18 protein-coding genes are annotated in these 15,142 nt (G+C 74.6%); 6 read left to right on the top strand and 12 right to left on the bottom strand.

Annotation, left to right across the window (positions count from 1 at the left end):
* Positions 1-61: 61 nt before the first annotated feature.
* Positions 62-331 (top strand): amphi-Trp domain-containing protein, encoded by a 270-nt coding sequence (locus tag ACWEPX_RS20875; protein ID WP_451898864.1) that lies wholly within the window; start codon positions 62-64, stop codon positions 329-331.
* A gap of 44 nt (positions 332-375) precedes the next feature.
* Here the strand turns inward: ACWEPX_RS20875 and ACWEPX_RS20870 are convergent, their stop codons facing one another.
* Entirely contained in the window at positions 376-1,149 is a 774-nt protein-coding gene (locus ACWEPX_RS20870) for an alpha/beta fold hydrolase (RefSeq protein WP_451898863.1), read from the bottom strand.
* Positions 1,150-1,246: 97 nt separating this feature from the next.
* Here ACWEPX_RS20870 and ACWEPX_RS20865 point away from each other — a divergent pair, with 97 nt between their 5' ends.
* The gene (locus tag ACWEPX_RS20865) at positions 1,247-4,396 is read left to right on the top strand and encodes a BTAD domain-containing putative transcriptional regulator (RefSeq protein WP_451898862.1); all 3,150 of its coding nucleotides are present in this window, start codon (positions 1,247-1,249) and stop codon (positions 4,394-4,396) included.
* Here the strand turns inward: ACWEPX_RS20865 and ACWEPX_RS20860 are convergent.
* Entirely contained in the window at positions 4,393-4,950 is a 558-nt protein-coding gene (locus ACWEPX_RS20860) for a dihydrofolate reductase family protein (protein ID WP_451898861.1), read from the bottom strand. The two genes, ACWEPX_RS20865 and ACWEPX_RS20860, sit on opposite strands and share 4 nt — an antisense overlap.
* Before the next feature lie 88 nt (positions 4,951-5,038).
* Complete coding sequence (locus tag ACWEPX_RS20855) at positions 5,039-5,752, bottom strand: methyltransferase domain-containing protein (RefSeq protein ID WP_451898860.1); 714 nt, start codon at positions 5,750-5,752, stop codon at positions 5,039-5,041.
* 89 nt (positions 5,753-5,841) lie between these two features.
* Here ACWEPX_RS20855 and ACWEPX_RS20850 point away from each other — a divergent pair, with 89 nt between their 5' ends.
* Positions 5,842-6,291, top strand: coding sequence for a PaaI family thioesterase (locus ACWEPX_RS20850; RefSeq protein ID WP_451898859.1), 450 nt, complete (start codon positions 5,842-5,844; stop codon positions 6,289-6,291).
* A gap of 255 nt (positions 6,292-6,546) precedes the next feature.
* On the opposite strand, the gene ACWEPX_RS20845 is transcribed toward ACWEPX_RS20850, so the two are convergent.
* Entirely contained in the window at positions 6,547-6,870 is a 324-nt protein-coding gene (locus tag ACWEPX_RS20845; RefSeq protein WP_451898858.1) for a putative quinol monooxygenase, read from the bottom strand.
* Positions 6,871-6,879: 9 nt separating this feature from the next.
* Positions 6,880-7,755 carry an NAD-dependent protein deacetylase gene (locus ACWEPX_RS20840; protein WP_451898857.1) on the bottom strand — a complete coding sequence of 292 codons (876 nt, stop codon included), beginning with the start codon at positions 7,753-7,755 and terminating at the stop codon, positions 6,880-6,882.
* Between the two features lie 88 nt (positions 7,756-7,843).
* Here ACWEPX_RS20840 and ACWEPX_RS20835 point away from each other — a divergent pair, with 88 nt between their 5' ends.
* Both ACWEPX_RS20835 and ACWEPX_RS20830 read left to right on the top strand, forming a co-directional pair.
* The gene (locus tag ACWEPX_RS20835) at positions 7,844-8,347 is read left to right on the top strand and encodes a DUF2231 domain-containing protein (RefSeq protein ID WP_451898856.1); all 504 of its coding nucleotides are present in this window, start codon (positions 7,844-7,846) and stop codon (positions 8,345-8,347) included.
* A gap of 223 nt (positions 8,348-8,570) precedes the next feature.
* Positions 8,571-9,908: an FAD-binding oxidoreductase gene (locus ACWEPX_RS20830; RefSeq protein ID WP_451898855.1), complete on the top strand. Its 1,338-nt coding sequence runs from the start codon at positions 8,571-8,573 to the stop codon at positions 9,906-9,908.
* 28 nt (positions 9,909-9,936) lie between these two features.
* On the opposite strand, the gene ACWEPX_RS20825 is transcribed toward ACWEPX_RS20830, so the two are convergent.
* The 4 genes from ACWEPX_RS20825 to ACWEPX_RS20810 all read right to left on the bottom strand — a co-directional run bounded on the left by ACWEPX_RS20825 (position 9,937) and on the right by ACWEPX_RS20810 (position 12,591).
* A complete protein-coding gene (locus tag ACWEPX_RS20825) occupies positions 9,937-10,077 on the bottom strand; it encodes a hypothetical protein (protein WP_451898854.1) in 141 nt (46 codons plus the stop codon).
* Between the two features lie 119 nt (positions 10,078-10,196).
* Positions 10,197-10,955 carry a class I SAM-dependent methyltransferase gene (locus ACWEPX_RS20820; protein WP_451898853.1) on the bottom strand — a complete coding sequence of 253 codons (759 nt, stop codon included), beginning with the start codon at positions 10,953-10,955 and terminating at the stop codon, positions 10,197-10,199.
* Positions 10,952-12,091 carry an MAB_1171c family putative transporter gene (locus tag ACWEPX_RS20815; RefSeq protein WP_451898852.1) on the bottom strand — a complete coding sequence of 380 codons (1,140 nt, stop codon included), beginning with the start codon at positions 12,089-12,091 and terminating at the stop codon, positions 10,952-10,954. The genes ACWEPX_RS20820 and ACWEPX_RS20815 overlap by 4 nt, the downstream gene beginning before the upstream one ends.
* Positions 12,088-12,591, bottom strand: coding sequence for a hypothetical protein (locus ACWEPX_RS20810; RefSeq protein ID WP_451898851.1), 504 nt, complete (start codon positions 12,589-12,591; stop codon positions 12,088-12,090). Before ACWEPX_RS20810 ends, ACWEPX_RS20815 begins: the two co-directional genes overlap by 4 nt.
* 213 nt (positions 12,592-12,804) lie before the next feature.
* On the opposite strand from ACWEPX_RS20810, the gene ACWEPX_RS20805 reads away from it, so the two are divergent.
* Positions 12,805-13,218, top strand: a complete 414-nt coding sequence (locus ACWEPX_RS20805) for a MerR family transcriptional regulator (RefSeq protein WP_451898850.1) — start codon at positions 12,805-12,807, stop codon at positions 13,216-13,218.
* Here the strand turns inward: ACWEPX_RS20805 and ACWEPX_RS20800 are convergent.
* Genes ACWEPX_RS20800 through ACWEPX_RS20790 form a run of 3 tightly spaced genes read right to left on the bottom strand, consistent with a single transcriptional unit; the run spans position 13,169 to position 15,134 of the window.
* Entirely contained in the window at positions 13,169-13,690 is a 522-nt protein-coding gene (locus ACWEPX_RS20800; protein ID WP_451898849.1) for a class I SAM-dependent methyltransferase, read from the bottom strand. The two genes, ACWEPX_RS20805 and ACWEPX_RS20800, sit on opposite strands and share 50 nt — an antisense overlap.
* Before the next feature lie 39 nt (positions 13,691-13,729).
* Complete coding sequence (locus ACWEPX_RS20795) at positions 13,730-14,272, bottom strand: GNAT family N-acetyltransferase (RefSeq protein ID WP_451898848.1); 543 nt, start codon at positions 14,270-14,272, stop codon at positions 13,730-13,732.
* Positions 14,273-14,291: 19 nt separating this feature from the next.
* The gene (locus ACWEPX_RS20790) at positions 14,292-15,134 is read right to left on the bottom strand and encodes a spermidine synthase (RefSeq protein ID WP_451898847.1); all 843 of its coding nucleotides are present in this window, start codon (positions 15,132-15,134) and stop codon (positions 14,292-14,294) included.
* Positions 15,135-15,142: the final 8 nt, after the last annotated feature.

The raw sequence follows: 15,142 nt of genomic DNA, 5'->3' as shown, positions 1-15,142 counted from the left end.
CCCGGGCGCGCCGACCGGACCGGTTCAATGATCGAAAACGTCCCCCACCGGAGGTCCCCCCATGCCCGGAGCACCCCGCGACGTCGAGCGCCTGTACTCGACCGCCGACGTCGTCGCCAAGCTGCGGCGGCTCGCCGACGCGCTGGAGTCCGAGACCCCGTTCCGCATCCAGATCGCAGGCGAGCGCATCCGGGTGCCCGCCAGGGCCCAGTTCTCCATCGAGCACGAGCGCGGGGAGGACGAGGAGGAGATCGAGTTCCAGCTCAAGTGGTCCCTCGCCGACGACGGCGCAGATGAGGACGCTGACGAGGACCTGGCCGAGGTCGGCTGACCCGCGTGTCGGCAGGCGGCCGCCCCCGGCCGCCTGCCTGCGGCTCAGCCCGCCAGGAACTCCTCGACCATCGGGACGAGCCAGTCGGCCCGCTGGGTCATGCCGACGTGGGTGGTGCCGGGCAGGACGGCCAGCCGGGCGGCGGGCAGCCCGGCGACATCGCCGAAGACCCCGCCGCCGAAGACCCGGAACAGCTCCACCGCGTGCTCGGGCCGCACGAGGTCGGAGTCGCCGATGACGAGGAAGACCGGCGCGGTGATCGCGGCGACCTGCTCCGCCGTCCAGCCGTCCCAGCTCATGTCGAACTGCTTGACCTTCTCGACCAGGGCCGGGAACGCCTGCGGGTCCGGGGCCAGGCGCAGGTACTCCTCCTCGAACGGGCTGCCGACCAGCATGTCCGGGGTCAGCTCGGCCATGCCCGCGAACAGCTCGGGGTGGCAGCCCGCGACCGTCAGGCTGACCGAGGCCAGCACCAGCTTGCGCACCGCCTCGGGGTGGCGCAGCGCCAGCTCCAGGGCGATGCCCGAGCCCATGCTGTAGCCGAACACGTCCGCCCGCTCGACGCCGAGGTGGCGCAGCAGGGCGGCCACGTCGTCGGCGACCTGCTGGTAGCTCAGGGGGCGGTCGACGTCGGCGGTGCGGCCGTGGCCCTGGACCTCCACGGCGATCACCCGGCGGGTCTTGGCCAGCAGCGGCAGCACCGCGCCGAAGGAGGTCTCGATGCCCGACAGCGCGCCGTGCAGCAGGACCACGGGGTCGCCGCTGCCGTGGATCTCGTAGTACATCTGCAGGCCGTTGACGGGGGCGTAGCCGTTCATCTCGGGTGTCCTCTCTCGTGGTCGGAACACCTCGAAGGGTGCGCGGGTGCGCTTAAGGTCGGCTTACCGCGCGCTTGTGGTCGGTAAGTTGTCCGCTATGCGATTCGGCGTGCTGGGTCCGCTGGCGGTGTGGACCAGCGCAGGGGAACCCGTGGCGATCCCCGGCGTGAAGGTCCGGGCGGTGCTGGCCGACCTGATCGTCCACGACGGCCGTCCGGTGTCGACCGACCGCCTGGTGGAGGACCTCTGGGGCGCCGATATCCCCGCTAACCCCGCTGGCGCACTGCAAGTGCGGGTGTCCCAACTGCGCAAGGCCCTGGCCGACGCCGAGCCCGGCGGCCGGGACCTGGTCGTCTCCCGGCCGCCCGGCTACCTGCTGGCCGCCGAGCCCGACGCCGTGGACGCCTGGCGCTTCGCCGCGCTGGCCGCCCGCGCGGAGCAGGCCCCGGACGCGCGCACCCGGGCCGGGCTGCTGGCCGACGCGCTGGCGCTGTGGCGCGGCGACGCGCTGGCCGACTTCGCCGACGAGGAGTTCGCCAGGGCGGCGATCGCGCGGCTGGAGGAGCAGCGGCTGGCCGTGGTCGAGCTGCACGCCGAGGCCCGGCTGGAGCTGGGCGAGCACAGCTTGCTGGCGGGCGAGCTGGGCGACCTGGTGGCCCGCCACCCGCTGCGCGAGCGGCTGCGCGCGGTGCACATGCGCGCCCTCTACCAGGCGGGCAGGCAGAGCGAGGCGCTGGACAGCTTCGCCGACCTGCGCCGCAGGCTGGACGAGGAGATGGGCCTGGAGCCCGGGCCCGAGCTGGTCGCCCTCCAACAAGCCATCCTGGAGCAGGACGCGGCCCTGGCCGTCGAGCGCCCGGCCCGGCGCCCGCGCACCAACCTGCCGCCCCAGCTCACCGAGCTGATCGGGCGCGAGTCCGCCGTCGCCGAGCTGCGGGCGCTGCTGGCCGACGCCCGGCTGGTCACCCTCACCGGCCCGGGCGGGGTGGGCAAGACCCGGCTGGCGCTGGAGACCGCCGCCCAGCTCGACTTCGCCGACGGCGTGTGGCTGGTCGAGCTGGCCGCGGCCGACACCGTGGCCGACGAGGTGCTGGCCGCGCTGGAGATCCGCGACAGCGACCCCGCGCCCGCCGAGGAGAAGCTCGCCGCCGCGCTCTCCCCCCGCCACGCCCTGCTCGTGCTGGACAACTGCGAGCACCTGGTCGAGCCGGTCGCCGCGCTGGCGGCGCGGCTGCTGCGGGCCGCGCCGGGCGTGCGGGTCCTGGCCACCAGCCGGGAGCCGCTGCACGTGCCCGGCGAGGTGGTCTGGGACGTGCCGCCGCTGGCCGTGCCCGGCCCCGACGACGACCCGGCCGCCTGCGGCGCGGTCCAGCTGTTCGTGGCCAGGGCGGCCGCGGTCGCGCGCGGGTTCGCCCTGGACGCGGGCAACCGCGACGCGGTGGCGCAGCTGTGCGCGCGGCTCGACGGCATCCCGCTGGCCCTGGAGCTGGCTGCGACCCGGGTCCGCGCGTTGGGCGTGCACGGGGTGGTCGAGCGGCTGGACGACCGGTTCCGGCTGCTCACCGCGGGCAGCCGGGGCGCGCCTGCGCGGCAGCGGACGCTGGCCGCGGTGATCGACTGGAGCTGGGCGCTGCTGTCCGCGCCCGAGCAGGCCGTGCTGCGCAGGCTCGCCGTGCACAGCGGCGGCTGCGCGCTCGACGCCGCCGAGGCGACCTGCTCCGGGCCGGACGTGCCCGCCGTCGAGGTGGTCGACCTGCTGGCCCGGCTGGTGGACCGGTCGCTGGTGGTGCTGGCCGACCACCCCGACGGGCCGCGGTTCCGCCTGCTGGAGACCGTCGCCGCCTACTGCGTCGACCGGCTGCGCGAGGCGGGCGAGCTGGACGAGGCCCGCACCCGCCACGCCGCCTTCTACACCGACCTGGCCGAGCGCGCGGAGCCGTTCCTGCGCGGCCCCGAGCAGCCCCGGTGGCTGCGCAGGCTGGACGCGGAATCAGCCAACCTGCACGACGCGCTGGCTGGCGAGCACGCCCTGCGCCTGGCCAACGCGCTGACCTGGTACTGGTTCCTGCGCGGCAGGCTGACCCAGGCCCGCCGCGCACTGGCCGCGGCCTGCGACCGGCCCGGCCCGGACGACCAGCGCGCCCGCGCCGTGGTCTGGCGCATGGCCATCGAGCTGCTGCAGGGCGAGTCGGCGGGCTGGGCGGCCCGCAGGCAGATCGCCGTCGACGCGATCGACGGCATCACCGACCCGGTCGCGGCGACCAGGGCGCGCTGGTTCCTGGCCTTCGCCGAGAACGGCCTGGGCGAGCAGGCGGGCACCGAGGCGCTGCTGGCGCGGGCGCTGGCCGACGCCGAGCGGCTGGGCGACCGCTGGGGCGCGGCGGCCGCGCTGAGCACCCGGGCCGCGCTCGCGCACGCCCGCTCCGACACCGCGGCGCTGGGCGCCGACGCCGCGCGCAGCGCCGAGCTGTTCCAGGCCCTCGGCGACCGCTGGGGCGTGCTCCAGGCCACCGAGTGGGTCGCCGGGCTGGCCGAGATGACCGGCGACCACGAGCAGGCCACCCGGCTGCACCGCGACGGGCTGCGGCTGGCCGAGGAGCTGGAGCTGTGGCCGGACGTGGCCGGGCGGCTGAGCTGGCTGGGCTGGCTGGCGCTGCAGCTGGGCGACCACACCCAGGCCCGGGAGCTGTGCGAGCAGGCGATGCGGCTGGCCGCCGAGCAGAACTCGCACACCAACCTGGTGTTCGCCGAGCTGGGCCTGGGCTTCGCCGCCCGCAGGGCGGGCAAGCTCGACCTGGCCGAGACCCACCTGCGCAACCTGGTCGCCACCGCCAAGCGGCAGGACGACGGGGTCTACCCGCCGTACCTGTCGATGGTGCTGGTCGACCTCGGGTACGTCGCGGTCGCCCGCGGCGACGCCGCCGCGGCCGTCGAGCTGCACCTGGAGGCGCTGGACGTCGCCCTGGCGATGGGCGACACCCGCGGCGACGCCTACGCCGCCGAGGCCCTGGCGGGCGCGCTGGTGCTCGACGGCCGGGCGGGCCTGGCCGCGCGGCTGCTGGGCGCGGCCGAGGCCCGCCGCAGCGCCCTGGGCCTGCCGCTGCCCGCCGAGGAGCGCGCCGAGATCGACCGGGTGGTCGCGGCCGCCCGCGCCGCGCTCGGCGACGACCGGTTCGCCGCCGAGCACCGGCGCGGCGGCGGGACCGGGCTCGCCGAGCTGCGGGCCGAGCTGGCGGCCACGCCCTAGCCCTGCTCCGGCCGGTAGCACAGGACCATCACGCCCGAGCCGAACCGGTGCACGTCGGCGGGCTTGAGCGGCACCTTGCTGCCGTCGCGGTAGAGCAGGCTCTCCTGGCCGCTGTGGCCGCTGAGGATCGGGTGCAGCCACACCCGCACCTCGTCGAGCAGGCCGTTGCGCAGCAGCTCGTGGGCGAGCTGCCCGTAGCCGTACATCAGGATGTCCTGGCCGGGCTGCTCCTTGAGCTTGGCGACCTCGGCGAGCACGTCGCCGGAGATGACCGTGGTGTCGCCCCAATCCGCCTTCTCCAGGGTGGACGAGACGACGTAGTGCGGCAGGGTGTTCATCCGCACCCCGAAGTCGCCGGTCTGCTCCTCCATGTTGGGCCACGCCGCGGCGAAGCCCTCGTAGGTGCGGCGGCCCATCAGCAGGGCGTCCGCGGCGAACAGCTGCTCGCGGGCGAAGGCGGCGGAGTCGGCGTCGAAGTACTGGAAGTGCCACTCCTCCATGTGGTCGACAACGCCGTCGAGCGTCATGTTGAACGAAGCGATGATCTTCCTCATCGGACCGACCTTCCGGGTGTCTCGTGGTGTTGAAACCACAGTGCCCCGCCCAACTTACGATCCGCTTCAGGTCGGCTTACGCCCGCCGTCAGTCGAAGAAGCGGGCCAGGTGCTCCCGGCTCGGCGCGGGCGCGTCGGCGTCCACTTTGCGCAGGTCGGCGAAGATGCTCGCGCCGTCGCACCCGGCGTGCAGCGGGTACCAGCGGCGGTCGGACCCGGGCCGCTCGCAGATGCCCTTCATCGTCTGCACGTCGAGCAGGCGGACGTGCGTGGGGTCGGCGACGGCGTTGACGAACCGCCACCACGGCGACAGCACGTGCAGCACCCCGCCCGGCCGCAGCACCCGGTGGCACTCGTCGACCAGCGGCAGGAAGTCGATCAGGTGCTCCAGGATGTGCACGGCGAAGACCCGGTCGGCGCTGCCGTCGGGGAACGGCAGGCCCTCCCGCAGGTCGGCCACGACATCCACGCCCGCCGCGGGCCGCAGGTCGACGCCGATGTTCTCCGGGTACTGCTTGGTCGCCCCGCAGCCGACGTCGATGATCACCGGCTCGCGGCCCGCCACCCGCACCCGGTCCCACACGGCGAACACGCCGCCCAGCCTGCCGATCAGCTCCCGGGCCAGCATCAGCTGCTCGGGCTCGTCGACGGCCCCGGTGAGGTGCGCGACGCCGCCGCGGAACCCGACGGCGATGTCGAGGTCGCGCAGGCGCTCGTCGTGCTTGAACAGCTCGGCCGCGGCGGTGTCCAGGTAGGCGTCGAGGTGCCGGGCGCGGGTCTCGGTCAGCGGTGCGAGGTGCACGGAGCGGTCCTTTCGGTCGGTCGTGACCCCCGCGGGTACCCCGCAGGTCGGCGGGCGAACGTCGAAGAGCGGTCGCCTAGGGTGCGGGGGTGACTAGCATCCAGGAACGGCTCTACCCCGACCTGCCCTGCTTCGGCTGCGGCCACGGCAATCCGAAGGGGCTGCGGCTGCGCAGCCACCTGGGCGACGACGGGGTGGTGACGGCCGAATTCACGCCGTGGCCCGAGCACGACAACGGGCTCGGGTTCCTGAACGGCGGCATCATCTGCACGATCCTCGACTGCCACAGCGCGGCCGCGGTGATGGTCGAGGCGGAGCGGCGGGGGTGGGAGGCGCTGGGCGGGGCGGCGCTGCCGTATGTGACCGCCGGGCTGGAGGTGCGGTACCTGCGGCCTTCGCCGTTGCGGGAGACCGTGGAGTTGCGGGCTGAGGTGCGGGAGGCTTCGGAGAAGGAGATCTCGGTGGATGTGGGGTTGTGGTGGGGTGGGAAGGTTCGGGCTGAGGGCTCGGCGGTGTGGAAGCGCTGGCGGCCTCGGTAGGTACGCGGATGCAATGGCGGATGCATTCTGCGAATGCATCCTGCGCTGGCGAATGCTCCCTCTGGCTTGAGAGTTTAACCCTGGGAGGGCGGAGTCAAGGGCGCCTGCGGCGTCGCTGCGCGACCGGCTGCGCCGGCCCTTGACACCGCCCTCCCAGGGCTAACTGCTGCCAGGACGAGGGAGCAGGGGGAAGGGCGGTCGATGTCGACATGAGATTTGGGTCGACGTGGCCGCTTGTCTGGCTTTGTGGGTGGGTTAGTCGATTGCTAGTTCGCCCATTTTGGACCAGCCGGTGGCGCCTTCGATTGTGGTGCTGACGATGTCGGGGGTGCGGGATACCAAATCGCGCATGGTGGTTAGGGCGTCGGTGAAGTGTTGGGAGGTGACGTGGGCTTCGCCTGCGTCGTCTTGGAAGGCTTCTACGAGGATGAAGGTGTTGGGGTCTTCGGCGCTGCGGGACCACTCGAACCAGAGGTTGCCGGGTTCGGCGCGGGTGGCTTCGGTGAAGGGGCGGACCTTCTCCAGCCAGGTGTCGGCGTGCTCGGGTTTGACCGGGAACTTGACGACAATGAAGATCATGTTCGTATCCTAGCCGTCGATGCTGGTGAGGAGTTCGGTCAGCGCTTGGCCGAGGGGGCGGTCCACGCGGACGGTGGCGTGGGCGTCGCCGCGGGTGGGGCCGAGGTTGATGATCAGGACCGGTTTGCCCGCGCGGGCGGCGTGGCGGACGAAGCGGAGGCCGGACATGACCGTCAGGGAGGAGCCGAGGACCAGCAGCGCGCTGGACTCCTCGACCATCCGGTAGCACCGCTCGACGCGGGGCGGGGGGACGTTCTCGCCGAAGAACACCACGTCGGGCTTGAGGACGCCTGCGCAGTCGGCGCAGTCGACCACCCGGAAGCCGCGCACCGCGGCGGCGGGCAGGTCCACGTCGCCGTCGGGGTTGACCTGGTCGGTGGTGGCGCTGAAGGTGGGGTTCGCCGCCCGCAGGCGGGTGTCGAGGTGCTCGCGCGGGGTGCGGCTGCGGCAGTCGAGGCAGACCACCCGGTCGAGGCTGCCGTGCAGCTCCACCACGTCGACCGCGCCCGCGGCCTGGTGCAGGCCGTCGACGTTCTGGGTGATGACCCCCGACAGGAAGCCCCGGGCCTGCAACGCGGCCACCGCGCGGTGCCCGGGGTTGGGGCGGGCGCGGGCGATGGTGCGCCAGCCGACGTGGCTGCGCGCCCAGTACCGCTGCCTGCCCTCGTGGCTGGCGACGAACTCCTGGTAGGTCATCGGGGTGTGGTTCCGCAGGCTCCCCGCCGCGCCGCGGTAGTCCGGGATGCCCGACTCGGTGGACAGGCCCGCCCCGCTGAGCACCAGCACGTCGCGCTCGGCCAGCACCCGCGCGACCTCGTCCAGGCTCGTCGTCCGCGGCAGCGGCGCACCGGTCGCGGTCCAGGTCAGGGTGGGCCGTGTGCGCATGGCGACCAGTTTACGGACGCCGCCGCGGTTGGCCGGGCGCGTGCGCGGGTAGCCCGGCCGCACCAGGGGTTCGACGTGAGGAGTCGACGTGCGTAGTCGCGTGCGGGCCGCAGGCCACGCTGTGCATCCGATGCTGATGGTGTTCCCGCTGGGCCTGCTGGTGACCGCGGCCGTGTTCGACCTCCTGCACGTGATCACCGACGGCCGCGACTGGGCGATCGCCGCCGCGTACAGCATGGCCGCGGGCCTCGTCGGCGGCGTGCTCGCCGGTCTGGCCGGGTGGGCGGACTGGGCGCTGAGCGTGCCCAAGGGGACCCGCGCGCGGCGGGTCGGGCTGGTGCACGGCGCGATGAACACGCTGGTGCTGGCCCTGTTCGCGTTGAGCTGGGTGCTGCGCCTGGGCACGACCGACTGGACCCCGGGCTGGGGCGCGGTCGTCATCTCCTGGCTCGGCGCGCTGCTGCTGGGCGTCGGCGGCTGGCTGGGCGGTGAGCTGGTCGAGCGGCTGTCCATCAGCGTCGACGAGGTGGCCCAGCCGGACGCCACGAGCTCGCTGAGCCACCAGCCGCGTCTGCGGGCGGCCCGCGTCTAGCGCTACGCGCACCCGCCTCGGCGGCGGTGGTCCAGTCCCGCCGCCGAGGCAGGCCGTGCGCCCGGGCGGTGGACGCCGCCCTTCCCCGACGACGTTCGACCCGAGCGGCACCAGCCTAGCACGACCTCGAACGCACGTTCGACAACCCCCAAGAGCGCACGATCGCGGATGACCGGACCGGCCACGCCGACCAGGCTAGGCCGGAACCGGACAGGAGAGATCGATGACCACGCTCGACGGCGGACCGGGCCGTCCCGGCGACGCCGTGTTCGCCGACGCCGTCCGCACCGCCAACCCGGCGGCTCCGGCTGATCCGGCCGCGGCGGTGACCGTCCGGTCGACCCGCGAGGTCGAAGACGCGGTGCGGATGGCCAAGGCGAACGGCATGGCCGTGCGCGTGCACACCACCGGCCACGGCGCGGCCACCCAGCGCCCGATGCCCGACGCCCTGCTCGTGCGCACCGAGCTGGCCGAGCCGGTGACCGTCGACGCCGAGCAGCGGGTGGCCCGCGTCCCGGCAGGCGCGGTGTGGCGCGATGTGGTCACCCTGGCCGCCCGGCACGGCCTGGCCGCCGTGCACCCGACGGCCCCGTCGGTCGGCGTCGTGGGCTACCTGACCCGCGGCGGGGTCGGCATCCACGGCCGCTCGCGGGGCCTGGCCGCCAACTCCGTGCTGGCGTTCGAGCTGGTCGGCGCCGACGGCCGCACCCAGCGCGTGGACGCGGGCACCGACCGGGAGCTGTTCGACGCGCTGCGCGGCGGCGGGGGCGGGTTCGGCGTCGTGACCGCCGTCGAGCTGGCCCTGTTCCCGCTGACCGCGCTGGTCACCGGCGCGGCGTACTGGCCGCTGGAGCACGCCGACCGGCTGGTCCCGTTATGGCGGGACTGGACGGTGGACGCGCCCCGGGAGGCGAGCACCAGCCTGCGGGTGCTGTCCGGCCCACCGGTGGCCTGGGCGTCCGGGCCGGTGGTGTGCGTGGCCGGGGCGGTCATCGGCGAGCGGGCGGCGGCCGACGCCGAAGACCTGCTCGGTCCGTTGCGCGCCGTCGCCCCGCCGGTGCGCGACACCTGGCGGCCCGACGGGCCCGCAGCGGCGCTGTTCGCCCACGAGCACCCCGCGGGCCCGAACCGCACGGTCGGCGACCACCTGCTGCTGGATGAGATCGGCCTAGACGGGGTGACGGAGTTCCTGCGCGTCGCGGGTGAGGGCAGCGGGTCGCCGCTGCTGGCCGCCGAGCTGCGGCACCTGGGCGGGGCGCTGGCCGAGCCGGACCCGGCTGGCGGGCTGCTCACCCACGTCGAGGCCCGCTTCGCCTACCTGGGCACGGGGTCGGCGGTCGACCCGGCGACCACGGCCGCGGCGGTCGAGCACAGCGCGGTGGTGCGGGCGGCGCTGTCGCCCTGGGATGTCGGGAGCACCGTCCCCAGCATGGTGGCCTCGCGGACCCAGCCGCAGGGCCACCTCAGCCGTTCGGACGCCCTGCGGGCCGCGGCCGTGCGCGCCCGCGTCGACCCCGACGGGCTGTTCGCCGGGGATGTGCTGCCTGGCCCCCCTGGGTGACCGGTCGGGCCGACCCAGGGGGAGCACGTCAGTCCAAGCCGCGAACGATGGTGGGTTCGTAGTCGTCGTCCTCCGGGGTGCGGGGACGTGGCCAGGTGGGCGCCCGGCCGCCGATGACCCAGTCTTCGGGGGTCTCGCTGCTGCCGGGCACCGATTCGGTGGTGGTCATGGTGCCCTCCGTGCCGATTACGGTGCGTTGACCCCACTGAGGGGACCACACCGCGGCCCGCGGAGCGAGCGCGATTCCACGATCCGGCACCCCTGGCCACCGATTTGGGCGGAAGTGCCTCACCCGGTAACAGGTTGTGGCCGCTCGACGATGAAATCTTTTCGACCCCACACAGCCAGGATGACCTGCGGGATGTCGACGAAGGCCGGATCGGCGAGCCGGGCGCGGAACTCGGCGAGGTCGGCCGCGGTGACCAGACCGCGGTCCAGCAGGGCGGGCGCGGCCTGCTCGACCAGCGGCCGCCAGCGGTCCCGGTCGAGGTTGCCCAGGCAGGCGGGGCGGGCGGCGAAGCCGATGTCGACCAGCCCGGCAGCGCCCATCCGGGAGGGCGTCGACCGCACCCAGGTCAGGTCGGACCCGGCTTGCAGCTCCCGGTAGGCGGCCATGATGCGGGCGACCACCGGGTGCGCCGCGGTCTCCTCGGGCAGGTGGAAGGGGTCGGTGACCACCAGCCAGCCGCCCGGCCGCAGCCAGCCCGCCGCCCTGGCCAGCACATCGTCACGCTCCGTGATGTGGCAGAGCACGAACCGCGCATGCACCAGGTCGAACGTGCCGGGCTGGAAGCCGGGGTCGCGGATGTCGGCCTCGACCACCTCGGCGGGCGACCCGCCCAGGTGGCTGGTGTCGACGTCCACCGCGACCACCCGCCCCCGGGGGAAGCGCTCCACCAGCCCAGCGGCGATGGAGCCCGCGCCTGCGCCGAGGTCCACGCAGTGCGCGTCGTCGGGCAGCCCGAGCGCGTCGAGCACGCCGAAGCTGAACTCGTCGGTGCTCGCCTGGATCGCCCCGAGCCGGACCGCGGGGTTGACCGCCGTCATCGCACCGCCTCGCGGGCGCCTGCGCCCGTCAGCTCGGACTCGCGGAGTCGGGCCAGGGTGCGCAGGAAGGCGATCTCGCCTGCCCAGTCGGCGTCGTCGGGACGGTCGGCGCGGCTGGAGGCCGGCGGGTCGGCCGGGCGGTTGCCCGCGCCGCGGGCGGCGATGGCCGCGGAGAGCCAGTAGGCCACGGCCAGCGCCTCGCGCTCGGCGGGGTCGGCGGCGTCGCGGGCGCGGTCCTGGGCGGCGGCGATCTCCGCCGGGTCCACGTGGTCGCGCAGGACCATCAGCGCGTCGCGGATCTCGATGACGCGGCGGTACAGGCGGAAGTCCAGGGATCGGCGCGGGACGGCCGAGTCGGGCAGGCGCACGTGCGGGACGGCCGCGGTGGTTTCGGCCCACAGCGGTTCCAGCGCGCGCAGGTCACGGGCCTCCCTGGCCGCGCGCAGGCCGCGGGCGACCACGGGCACGAGCACGCCCGCGACCATCAACCAGGTGGTGATGCCGATGTTGAGCGGGAAGAACGCGGCCAGCCAGGCGTTGTGGCTGACCAGGTAGCCGATGATCACGAACGACCAGAAGAAGGTCGACGAGGCGAAGCCCGCGGCCAGCAGCCCGAGGCCGATGCGCAGCGGCCGGGTCTCGGCCAGCCGGGCGTAGCGGGCGCACAGGACCGCGCAGGGCAGCACGGCGACGACGTGCGCCGCGGACAGCAGCCACCAGAACGGGCTGTACCAGGGCACCGAGATCGAGGTGACGCAGCCCGCCGCGCCCGCGCCGGTGTCGAGCAGCACCAGCGCCACGCTGACGGCCACCGCGCCCACGTACACCGGCACCGGGCGCCGCTTGGCCAGCGCGGCGAGGACGAAGTCGAGGATGAACGCCGAGGCGATGACGCCCCAGATGTTCATCACGATCCCGCAGCTGTGGCCCAGGATGGTGTTGCGGTTGAGCAGGGCGGTGATCGGGTTGAGGTAGGCGGTCACCGACCCGGCGAGGCCGACGACGGCGATCAGCAGCCTGCGCTGCGGCTGGGAGTGCCGGGCCCCGGGCAGCCGCACGAGCAGGGCCAGCCAGAGCGCGACGCAGCCGGAGGTGACGACCGCGGTGCCGACCTGGCGCAGGCCGTCGGCGCTCACCGGGGGCCCCGGCCGAGGCCGAGGGCGGCGGCGAGGGTGCCGAGCACGCCGGGTTCGGGGCGGGGCGCCCTGGTCTCCGCGGCGATCCGGATGAGGCTGGCCACCAGTTCGGCCTCCTGTTCCTCGTCGTTGGTGTAGGCGGTGCGGTTGAGCATGCGCCGGACCAGGTCCGGGGAGAGGTCGGGCAGCAGGCGGGTGAGGTCGCCGAAGGCGTCGCCGCCGCGGTGGTCGCAGAGCAGGTGGCCGAGTTCGTGCAGGATGATGTGGTCGCGGTGGAAGGCCGAGGTGTTCTCCTCGACCAGGATCACGTCCCGGTCGACCAGCTGGAACCACACCCCGCAGGTCTGGGCGCTGGCCCCGCCGGGCAGGGTGCCGATGTCGATGGGCCTGCCCCGGCGCGCGGCGATGGCGGCGACGAGGTCGGGGACGCGGAACGGGTCGGGCAGCGGCAGGTCCGCCACCAGCTCCCGGCACCTGCGGTACGCGCGTCGAGTGACCATGCCGCGGCTTGACCTCCCGGGTGCACCTGCCAGGCCGGAGGAACCATCGTAGCGCCAGCCGGGGGGCCGCACCACCGCCGATCTCGTCCGCTGTGGACAGTCCCAGCCCGACGATCGGACGCGGCTGGGCCGAACGGACGCGACTGCCGTTCGCGTTCCATTACCAGCACTTGACGGGAGTGTTAACCACGCCGCGGGCACTACCCTGCGGGCATGACGATCGGCGAGCTGGCGGCCCGGTTCGGCCTGGCCACCCACGTGCTGCGCCACTGGGAGGCGATGGGCCTGCTCACCCCGGCCCGCCGGGCCAACGGCAGGCGCGTCTACGACGACTCCCACCTCACGACCGTCGCGGTCATCCGGCTCGGCAAGGAGAGCGGGCTGTCGCTGGAGCAGATCCGCACGCTGCTGGCCCAGCCGTCCGCGCGCCGCGCGGTGCTCGACGAGCAGCGCGCGGCCCTGCGCGCCCGGATCGCGGCCCTGCAAGCCTCCCTCGACCTGCTCGACCACGCGGCCGAGTGCCCGGCGGAGGACTTCCGCACCTGCCCGGACTTCACCGCGAAGGTCGCGGCCTACCTCAGCGCGCCGCCAGCCGGGCGAACGCCCACCGAACCGGCGTTCGGCTGACGTCGCCGAACTCCGCCCGCATCGCGGCGACCGCGGCGTGCATGCGGACGAACCGGAAGTCGTAGGCCAGCAGCCGCCCGCCCGGGCGCAGCACGCGGCGGGCCTCCGCGGCGGCCGCGGCGTGGTCGGTCCAGTGGTGCAGCGACAGCGACGACACCAGCAGGTCGACCGAGCCGTCGGCGAACGGCAGGGCCTCCGCGGCGCCCTCGGCGAAGGCCAGGTCGGCCAGCCCGGCGGCGTCGGCGGCCCGGCGGGCGATGCCGACCATGTCCGGCGAGGGGTCGACGCCGTGCAGGACGGCGCCCCGCCCGGCGAGGCGGTGCAGCAGCAGGCCCGGGCCGGTGCCGACGTCGACCACCACCGCCCCGGGCCGGACCGGGATGTCGGCTGCGACCAGCCGGTACACCCCGCCCAGCAGCCCGGTGGCGCGGCGGTGGTAGGTCTCGCTGGCGGTCTTGCCCCAGACGGTCATGGCGGTCTCCTCTCGTCGGATGACCACCACGGTGCGAGTTCAGGTCGACCTGAAGTCAAGCGTCATCGTCACGCCCGCGAGGCTGACCCCGTCGGGCAGCGGCACGTCCGTGCGCTCGACCTCGGTGAACCCGTACGCCCGGTACAGCGGCACGCCCGGCAGGGTGGCCATGAGCACCAGCGACCGGAACCCGGCGGCCCGCGCGGCGTCGACGCAGGCGTCGAGGATGGCCCGCGCCAGGCCGCGGCGGGTCCAGTCGCCGTGCACGAACATCGCCCGCACGCGGGCGGGCTCGGTGGCCGGGTCGAGCAGCCGGTCGTCGCCGGGGCGCGGGCCCGACCCGGTGTAGACCTTGCCGCGCCTGCTCCAGCCGCCGCAGGCGACGATCCGCTCCCCCACCTCGTGGACGTAGTAGGTGCCGTCCTCGATGAGCGCGGTGTCGGGCTCGGTCAGGTAGACCGCGGCGCTGGCCGTCTCGCGCTCGTCGTGGAAGTGCGGGAACAGCTCCCGCACCGACCACCGCATCAGCTCGGCGATCCGCGGGACGTCGTCGGGGCGCGCCTTGCGCAGTTCAGGGACCACGCGCCGACGATATCCGCGATCACCCGCGCCCGAGGAGCCCCCACGGCGGGGTCGGCGACGGCATGGTGTCGTCGTCGGCCAGCGGGCGGGCGCCGCCTGCGAACTCCGGGATGTGGTCCCCGGCCAGGCAGCGGGCCGGGAACGGCGCGGCGGCGGCCCGGGCGGCCACGCCGGGCACCGGCAGCGGCGCCGCCGACGCGGCGAAGGCCAGGTTGCCGTAGCGGCGCCCGCGCAGCACGCCGGGCTCGGCCAGCAGCAGCACGTGCGCGAAGACCGCCGCCAGGGTGGCCGCCACCCGGCGGCCGAAGGCCAGGCCGGGCCCGTCGGAGACGTTGAGCAGGTACACCCCGGAGCCGGTCAGCACCCGGGCCACCGCGCGGGTGAACTCCACGGTGGCCAGGCCGCCGGGCACCGACGCCCGCTCGAAGGCGTCCAGCACGACCAGGTCGGCGATCCCGTCGGCCAGGCCCTCGACGTACCGGCGCCCGTCGCCCACGGTGATCCGCACGCCCGGGATGTCCAGGCCCAGGTGGGCGCGCACGAACTCGACCAGCTCGCCGTCGGCGTCGACCACCCGCTGGGCGGAGCCGGGGCGGGTGGCGGCCAGGTAGCGCGGCAGGGTGCACGCCCCGCCGCCGACGTGCACCGCGGCCAGCGGGGCCGACGGCGGCGCGGCCAGGTCGATGACGTCGCCGAGCCTGCGCACGTAGTCGAACTCCAGGTGGCGCGGGTCGGTGAGGTCCACATAGGACTGGGCAACGCCGTCGACGCTGAGCAGCCAGCCGCCGGGGTGGTCGGCGTCGGCCAGCAGCTCGGCGGAGCCGAAGCGCACCGCAGCCCGTCCCGGCCGTGCCTCGCCCATGCCCGTCC

This window comes from Actinokineospora sp. NPDC004072, assembly GCF_053604195.1.
Note: the sequence above shows the minus strand (reverse complement) of the source record. Positions and strands in the feature narration are given on the sequence as shown.

Excerpts from the sequence above, each read along its gene's own strand:
- ACWEPX_RS20875 (WP_451898864.1), top strand. The coding sequence starts at position 62 with ATGCCCGGAGCACCCCGCGACGTCGAGCGCCTGTACTCGACCGCCGAC.
- ACWEPX_RS20870 (WP_451898863.1), bottom strand. The coding sequence starts at position 1,149 with ATGAACGGCTACGCCCCCGTCAACGGCCTGCAGATGTACTACGAGATC.
- ACWEPX_RS20865 (WP_451898862.1), top strand. The coding sequence starts at position 1,247 with ATGCGATTCGGCGTGCTGGGTCCGCTGGCGGTGTGGACCAGCGCAGGG.
- ACWEPX_RS20860 (WP_451898861.1), bottom strand. The coding sequence starts at position 4,950 with ATGAGGAAGATCATCGCTTCGTTCAACATGACGCTCGACGGCGTTGTC.
- ACWEPX_RS20845 (WP_451898858.1), bottom strand. The coding sequence starts at position 6,870 with ATGATCTTCATTGTCGTCAAGTTCCCGGTCAAACCCGAGCACGCCGAC.
- ACWEPX_RS20840 (WP_451898857.1), bottom strand. The coding sequence starts at position 7,755 with ATGCGCACACGGCCCACCCTGACCTGGACCGCGACCGGTGCGCCGCTG.
- ACWEPX_RS20830 (WP_451898855.1), top strand. The coding sequence starts at position 8,571 with ATGACCACGCTCGACGGCGGACCGGGCCGTCCCGGCGACGCCGTGTTC.
- ACWEPX_RS20825 (WP_451898854.1), bottom strand. The coding sequence starts at position 10,077 with ATGACCACCACCGAATCGGTGCCCGGCAGCAGCGAGACCCCCGAAGAC.
- ACWEPX_RS20820 (WP_451898853.1), bottom strand. The coding sequence starts at position 10,955 with ATGACGGCGGTCAACCCCGCGGTCCGGCTCGGGGCGATCCAGGCGAGC.
- ACWEPX_RS20810 (WP_451898851.1), bottom strand. The coding sequence starts at position 12,591 with ATGGTCACTCGACGCGCGTACCGCAGGTGCCGGGAGCTGGTGGCGGAC.
- ACWEPX_RS20805 (WP_451898850.1), top strand. The coding sequence starts at position 12,805 with ATGACGATCGGCGAGCTGGCGGCCCGGTTCGGCCTGGCCACCCACGTG.
- ACWEPX_RS20800 (WP_451898849.1), bottom strand. The coding sequence starts at position 13,690 with ATGACCGTCTGGGGCAAGACCGCCAGCGAGACCTACCACCGCCGCGCC.
- ACWEPX_RS20790 (WP_451898847.1), bottom strand. The coding sequence starts at position 15,134 with ATGGGCGAGGCACGGCCGGGACGGGCTGCGGTGCGCTTCGGCTCCGCC.